This window comes from Streptomyces boetiae (assembly GCF_031845405.1).
Classification (GTDB): Bacteria; Actinomycetota; Actinomycetes; order Streptomycetales; family Streptomycetaceae; genus Streptomyces; species Streptomyces boetiae.
Genome location: NZ_JAVREN010000090.1, coordinates 1 through 6,237 on the forward strand (window position 1 = coordinate 1; position 6,237 = coordinate 6,237).

The following is a 6,237-nucleotide window of genomic DNA, read 5'->3' on the forward strand; positions in this document are numbered from 1 at the left end:
CAGGACCCCCAGGCCGCCCCCCAGCGCACCCCCCTCTTCGACCAGTACGCCGACGACGCCCCCCGCCGCCGACGCCGCGCCTCCGGCGAGTAGCTCCCCCCTCCCCTCCCCGAACCGATTTCTGCTGCTCCCGCCCAGGGTGCTAGAGTTTCACCGCAGCACGGGCCTGTAGCGCAGCCTGGTAGCGCATCTCGTTCGCAACGAGGGGGTCAGGGGTTCAAATCCCCTCAGGTCCACCAAAGTACTGACGTTCGAACCCTGGTCCCGCAAGGGGTCGGGGTTCTTCGTTTCTCCGGCCAGGGTTCCCCTGGGACGTTCTGTGTGGGGTCGTCGGCGGCCGTCTGGCCGGTCGTGGCCGACGTGACCGGCGGATTCCTTCTCCTTCCCCTTCGGGGGCGGTGTGGGCCGGTCCTGCCGGTCGGTGCGGTCGGTGGTCAGGAGCCGGGCGAACGGTTCGGTGAGGTCAGCGCCGCCGATCTCGCTGTCGATGATCCAGAAGCGATCGAAGACCGCCTGATTCAGTTGCCGTCGCACCTCGGGCGGGGCGCTGGCATACAGCTGGTGGGCATCGGCGCAGAGCAACAGCGCCTCCTCCACCATGCGCAGCAGCGTGTCACCCTCGACCTGTGCCCGCTCGATGCTGTTGCGCGCGCCGTCCAGCTCCCGTGTGATGCGTTCCTGTTCCTGCTTGAACAGGTGGAGGACGCCGAGCTGGTGGTGAGTGAGCTGGTGAGCAACGCGGTGGTGGCCACGGGACTGCCCGACCCGGACGTGAAGCTGCACGAGATCCAGGGCGAGCACCCGATCGCGGTGCAGCTCCGTGTCGTAGACAGTCGCCTGTATATAGAGGTATGGGAACGGAGCACCACGGCACCCGTGAAGAAGGACGCCAACGACGAGGCGGGACACGGCCGGAGCCTGTTGCTGGTGGAGGCAGTGACGCGAAGGTGGGGCGTCGCCCGGCCGCCGGCCGGAGGCAAAGTCGTGTGGGCAGAGCTGGTGATCGGGACGCCGCCCATCCCCCGCGACTCACCCAGTACCGGACCAGACCTCCAGCGGCGAGTACCGCAGGCGACCCGGCTACCGCGGGGCGAGGTGTTGGAGATGGCGAGCGTGGCGCTGCTTGAGCGGGTGTTGGAGGGGTTGGGGAGGGTATAGACGCAACGGCGCCGCAGGCGCCGCCGGTCGTAGCGATCACCGAGATGCCCGACAGGATCGCCGTGCACCTGAGTGTGCGATTGGACTGACCAGTCGGGTGATCTCTGTCGAGCAGGGCGTCCTACCAGTCAGGTTCCCACTCAGCCCAGCGAATGCCCGGCCAGGCCAGCGGCCTTCAGCTTGCCAAGGCCGTTGTTGGTGCTGACGCGGCGGCCGTCCAGGCGCGCGCTGTCCGGCGGGTAGGTGCGGTCCGGGTTGCTCGTCGTCTGCTTCTGCGTCGTGCGCAGCGGCTGCCGGATGGCGTCGAGTAGCTTGCGCGACCGCGTGAAGAAGTACATGGCCTCGTGCGTGGTGGTCAGACGGTCGGCTACCGACGTCGGCATGGGTTGGTCTTTGCCCACACCACGTGATTGCGCAGTATCCAGCCGTCTTCCAGCAGCGCCAAGGCCAGACGCGACGGCCCTAACAGCAGGCTTTTCGGGGTGGCCCCTTCGGCCGGATGGCGGGCGAAGCTGTCGCCCAGGTTGAGCCACAGGGCGCCGGCCGGTCGCAGGACGCGGGCCAGTTCGCGAGCGACAGTGCGGAGTTCGTCTACCCACTCCGTCACGGCGCGCTCGCTGCCGAGCTGGCGGTCGTGGCCGTAGTTGCGGACGCCGAAGTACGGCGGGCTGGTGACGATGCTGTCCACGGTGGCGGTCGGCAGGTCGCGCAGACGCTGACGGACGTCACCGATCAGGGTGGCGTTGCGGGTGAGAGTCAGGCTACCCCCGGTTTGCTTAGAACTTTGGGTCCCGTCTCCTCGTCCAATAGATATTCTCATGAGTCTGCTCCGTATTAAGTTTTACTGTTTCCGGCATCTGAGCGGACGAATCGACCCACTCATCGCTCGATGCAATCTCAGTGCCATGTTTAGCGCGAGGCTAACAACAGAGAAAGGTTAACGTCTGGCTCAGTCGACCTTTTGAGCTCCCACGCATGGGTGATTCCTGTTGACGCCGGAATTCTCACAAGTAGCGATACACCCGAAATTTGCATCCGCCGCCGTCTCCGCCGATCACCCGGGCCATTAGGATTGAAAATCGGACCCTTTCGGTATACACTCACGGCCGGACGCCCCTCAGCGCACCGCATGATCGATTACCTAAGGCAGGCTATGGAAGATACACCGGGGATCACGCTCCCGCTGCCAGACGGGGCAGCCGAGGTGCACGAGGGTGATGCTTATGACCTTTTGGACAAGCTGCCGGGAAACTCGGTTGACCTTATCATCACCTCTCCGCCGTATTGGGGACTCCGCACTTACGGATTGAGTCACAACGAGGACGTACTGCACGAGTGGGAGGCTGAAGGTGGCAGCAAGGAGGAACCTCCACCATATGACTGGTATCGCCTGCATGGCGGCTGCCTCGGCATGGAGCCATTGCCGGAGTGGTATGTAAGTAACCTCGTTGAGATTTTCCAGCGCAGCGCATCTGCCCTCAAACAAGGCGGCAGTCTATGGGTGAACATTGGCGATACCTACTTCGCCCGGTGGTCGAGCATCCGCTTCGACGGCCGCCAGGGACTTGGCGATAACCCCCGCATGCGCCGAAAGACGCCGATGGGCGGATTCCGCCAAGAGAAGCAGCTTCTGATGATCCCTGCGCGCTTCGCTATTGCCATGCAGGATAAGCGCTGGATTCTTCGCAACGACCTTATTTGGGAGAAGCGCAACGTTCCGCCACGCCCCGAGAAGGATCGTTTGCGGCTTGCTCACGAGCATTTCTACCACTTCGTGAAGCGACCAAAGGAAGGTCGACCGAAGTACTACTACGACATGTCCGCGGTGGAAGACGGCGCCCGAGACGTGGTCAACGTCAACGTCTCAGCCGGCTCCGATGGTCATTCAGCCACGTTCCCGGTCAAGCTGATCGAGCCGAGGATTCTGAGCTCGTCTCCGCCTAACGGCCTGGTGCTCGACCCCTTCTGTGGAACGGGAAGAGCACTGGCTGTTGCCGTTAAGAATGGACGGCGAGCAGTGGGGTTCGAGATCACGTCGAACTTCTCGTCATCGGCACGCATGAATGCCACGAACCTAAGGTTCGCTTCTGAGGCTTCAGACGAGTCGACTGGCAGTGAAGGGGTGCAGCCTCAGACGCACCTTTTCTAAAACAATAGGTCCGTCTGGCTCGGCACCACCTTGGCCTTCTTCTTCACCCTCTCTATGAAGTCAGCTCGCAGGTCTCCGCTCTCACCACTTCGCGCCATCGCTTCGACATAATCCTCCAAGGTCGTCCTTACTACTTCCTGCAACCCCAGTGCTAGTTGGCCGTTAGGCTGAAGGGTTCCGTCGTAGTCGAAGCCAGCGAAAGTGATATCCCAATCGTGATCGACGGGAGTGAACTGGACTCGCTCGCGAAGTTGGCGGAAGATGCTATTCTGCATGACTACATACAGGGGGATATCAACCTGCTTGAGGTAGGTACCCTTTTCTGCCACCTGAGTCCCAAGCCGCTTGTATACGTTGCCGGTATTGACTCCGTAGTCGACAGTATCCTTACGGTTCTTTCGCTTCGCCTCGGCCGTGAAGTAGGCTCGCCAGTTGTCGATATCGTTGGCTTTCCACGCTTCCCAAGCTGGCCCGACACCGCCTCCTCGAAGGTCAATCGTCTGGGTCTCGATCGCGATGACATTTCCCGTTTCGGAAGCATCCAGGTTACCGGTGAAGGCGATATAGTCGATGTTGCGTTTTGGGGTGCCGGTTGCAGTCACCTCTGGAACGAGTGTCGCTTGTGTGTCACCGAAATAGTCGGCCATTGCCCACTCCACAGGCGGACCATCAAGGCGATGGTCGCAGACGGCGTAGGTTCGACGTTCTCCGTTGTCCCACTTTGCCGCGTAGCTCACTGAGCAGTAGCCGAAGTTGTACTGGCGTTGCTTCTCACACAGTCCGCCAGCGAACGGGCACGCCTCGCCTTCCCATGCCTGGTGGGCTTCGGGCGACTGACTGTCGTAAGGGAACCCGTTGGCCTCAACGAGAGGGAAGAAGGTTCCTCGGCGGGACTTGTTGCTGTGAGTCACTTACTCATCGTAGCCCCGTGCACAGAGACCCAGATTCGACTCGTTCCTGGAGAGACCCCGGCGCACGGCGTGCGCCGGGGAGGTGCCCGACCTGAGGTGACGTAGCTCAGGATGAGCCGGTCAGCCAGTGGTGGATGCCTGAGCGATGCGGTCAGGCGAGCATCGCTCGGACGGGATCTCGTCGTTTGCGGGGCTGCTAGGCGGGGCGGGAGTCGATCAGGATGCCGATCTTGTCGATGCGGTGTTCGGGGTTGCCGTGCTCGTCGGACCAGTAGTTGCCCTCGGCGTGGTCCTCCTGGGTGGCGCATGTCGAGATGGTGATCATGGCCTCCTCAGGGGTGCGCCCGGGGTAGCCGGGGACGGCGGCTCGTTGTTCCGCCAGGGACTGCTCGGAGCGGAACGAGGTCTCCCGGGTGTCCACCACCTCGTACACGAAGACGCGGTCGTCGGTGGCCACTTCGACCCTCGCGCCGTTCCGGAGGTCGGGGACCGCGAAGAACGGGGCGCCCGCCGAGTTGCGGTGGGCCGTGACCTGGTAGTTCCCGATGCCTCCGGGGCCGATGCCTCCGGAGGGGCCGTGGGGGCTGGCCGCGAGGCCGCGGTCCTGGATCTCCGTGCCGGGGCCGTCGTCGGTCTCGCCCTGGTAGGGCTCGACGCGCAGGCCCTCGATGCCGATGTCCGGAATCGTCAGGTAGGCGACCTGCGGGCTGCCGTCGCCGGCGAGGGACTCTTCCTCCTCGGGCTCCGGGTCCTCCGTGGGCTCGGGGGTCGGGTCCTCGGTGGGAGTCGGCGTCTCCTCGGCGACGTCGGTGGCGGTCGGCCGGCTTTCCGGCGTGGGCGGCGCCTCGTTGGTGCTGGAGGCGCATCCGGCGAGGGCGATGAGGGTGGCGGTCAGGCCGGCGATGAGGAACGTGGTCGGTCTGCGCTTAGGCGTCGCGGCGGGCCTTAATGCGTGGGGTATAGGTCCTGTCCACATGGTGCTGCTCATCTCGGGTCGAGTCGCCAGCGGGCGACGGGCGGGTCGGGTCGACACGGCTGGCCGAGCTGCGTGGTACTCGTCGGGTGCGCCGTGGAGGCTCGTGAACTCGTCGTCTTGGCCGGCCGAAGGTCCGCTCCCTTGCCGGTAGTTGTCTGACTCCGCAGTGGCCTTTCCAGAGTAGACGATGCCGGTATCGACACGTCCGGGCGTCGGGGAACCGGCGCGTGGCAGGGAGCCTGGGCGAATCCTGTGGCGCGGGCCGGCCCACCAGCACCGGCACCGCCGTTGGTGCGCCTGCGCGGCTCCTCGGTCGTCCAGTCGGACCTTGGCGCCCACGGGCGGCCCGGGTGAGCGGGTGGGGACCCCTCCCGGGGCGGGCCGTTACAACAGGCGCGGACCGTTAGCCCCTTTCTGGGATCGGAGTTCCTCATGAGGCCGCGTACACGCTTCAGCCGGGCCGGGATGGCCGTTCTCGCCGCCGTGACCACCGTGGTGGCGGTGGTCGGCTGCGGCTCTGATGCCGATGAGGCGGCACAGCCCGAGGAGGCCGGTCCCGCCGCCGAGACGCCTTCAGAGGAGCCGGAGCCCGAGGCGCCCTCGCCCACCCCCGGGCCGACGCCCGAGTTCTCCGCCCTCGCGCCGGAGGACGCCGCGGACGGGACGGACGTCGGCGCCTGTGCCGACGGCGCGTGCGAGGTCGCGGTCACGGCGGGCACCACCATTCCCTTCGATCCGGGTGTCGGCGGGGTGACCATCGCAGAGGTGGGCGAGAGCCGCGTCAGGCTGGCGATCGCCTTCTCCGGCGGCGGCAGCGGCTTCACGGAGGTGGGCATCGGGCCCGAGGGCGGCAGCTTCGGGAACGCCGACACGATGATCGTCGAGTTCGCGGTGCTGGGCATCGAGGACGGCACGGCGGTGATGCGCTTCGCCCCTGAGGGCTCGTGACGCTCACCCCGGCGACGGGTTGCCCTGGTGGGTGAAGGCGGCCCAGAGGTGGGGGGCCGGGAGGTCGGGGCGGGCGGCTTCGCGGTGCAGGGGGG

The 6,237-nt window shown here is 65.3% G+C and carries 7 protein-coding genes and 1 tRNA gene; 4 read left to right on the forward strand and 4 right to left on the reverse strand.

Annotation, left to right across the window (positions count from 1 at the left end; genetic code table 11):
* Positions 1-162 precede the first annotated feature (162 nt).
* Together RM780_RS27385 and RM780_RS27390 are read left to right on the forward strand one after the other, a co-directional pair.
* A tRNA-Ala gene (locus tag RM780_RS27385) sits at positions 163-239 on the forward strand.
* Between the two features lie 112 nt (positions 240-351).
* Positions 352-1,158, forward strand: a complete 807-nt coding sequence (locus RM780_RS27390; RefSeq protein WP_311633605.1) for an ATP-binding protein — start codon at positions 352-354, stop codon at positions 1,156-1,158.
* A 140-nt stretch (positions 1,159-1,298) separates the two neighbouring features.
* On the opposite strand, the gene RM780_RS27395 is transcribed toward RM780_RS27390, so the two are convergent.
* Both RM780_RS27395 and RM780_RS27400 read right to left on the reverse strand, forming a co-directional pair.
* Positions 1,299-1,541 carry a hypothetical protein gene (locus tag RM780_RS27395; protein WP_311633606.1) on the reverse strand — a complete coding sequence of 81 codons (243 nt, stop codon included), beginning with the start codon at positions 1,539-1,541 and terminating at the stop codon, positions 1,299-1,301.
* Positions 1,526-1,846 (reverse strand): DNA methyltransferase, encoded by a 321-nt coding sequence (locus RM780_RS27400; protein ID WP_311633607.1) that lies wholly within the window; start codon positions 1,844-1,846, stop codon positions 1,526-1,528. The genes RM780_RS27395 and RM780_RS27400 overlap by 16 nt, the downstream gene beginning before the upstream one ends.
* 441 nt (positions 1,847-2,287) lie before the next feature.
* Here RM780_RS27400 and RM780_RS27405 point away from each other — a divergent pair, with 441 nt between their 5' ends.
* A complete protein-coding gene (locus RM780_RS27405) occupies positions 2,288-3,307 on the forward strand; it encodes a DNA-methyltransferase (protein WP_311633608.1) in 1,020 nt (339 codons plus the stop codon).
* On the opposite strand, the gene RM780_RS27410 is transcribed toward RM780_RS27405, so the two are convergent.
* Together RM780_RS27410 and RM780_RS27415 are read right to left on the reverse strand one after the other, a co-directional pair.
* On the reverse strand, positions 3,304-4,218 hold the full coding sequence (locus RM780_RS27410; RefSeq protein WP_311633609.1) for a NotI family restriction endonuclease: 915 nt from the start codon (positions 4,216-4,218) through the stop codon (positions 3,304-3,306). The genes RM780_RS27405 and RM780_RS27410 overlap by 4 nt on opposite strands.
* Before the next feature lie 196 nt (positions 4,219-4,414).
* The gene (locus RM780_RS27415) at positions 4,415-5,206 is read right to left on the reverse strand and encodes a sortase domain-containing protein (RefSeq protein WP_311633610.1); all 792 of its coding nucleotides are present in this window, start codon (positions 5,204-5,206) and stop codon (positions 4,415-4,417) included.
* A 420-nt stretch (positions 5,207-5,626) separates the two neighbouring features.
* Between RM780_RS27415 and RM780_RS27420 the strand changes: the two genes are divergently transcribed.
* Positions 5,627-6,142, forward strand: coding sequence for a hypothetical protein (locus RM780_RS27420; RefSeq protein ID WP_311633611.1), 516 nt, complete (start codon positions 5,627-5,629; stop codon positions 6,140-6,142).
* Positions 6,143-6,237 lie beyond the last annotated feature (95 nt).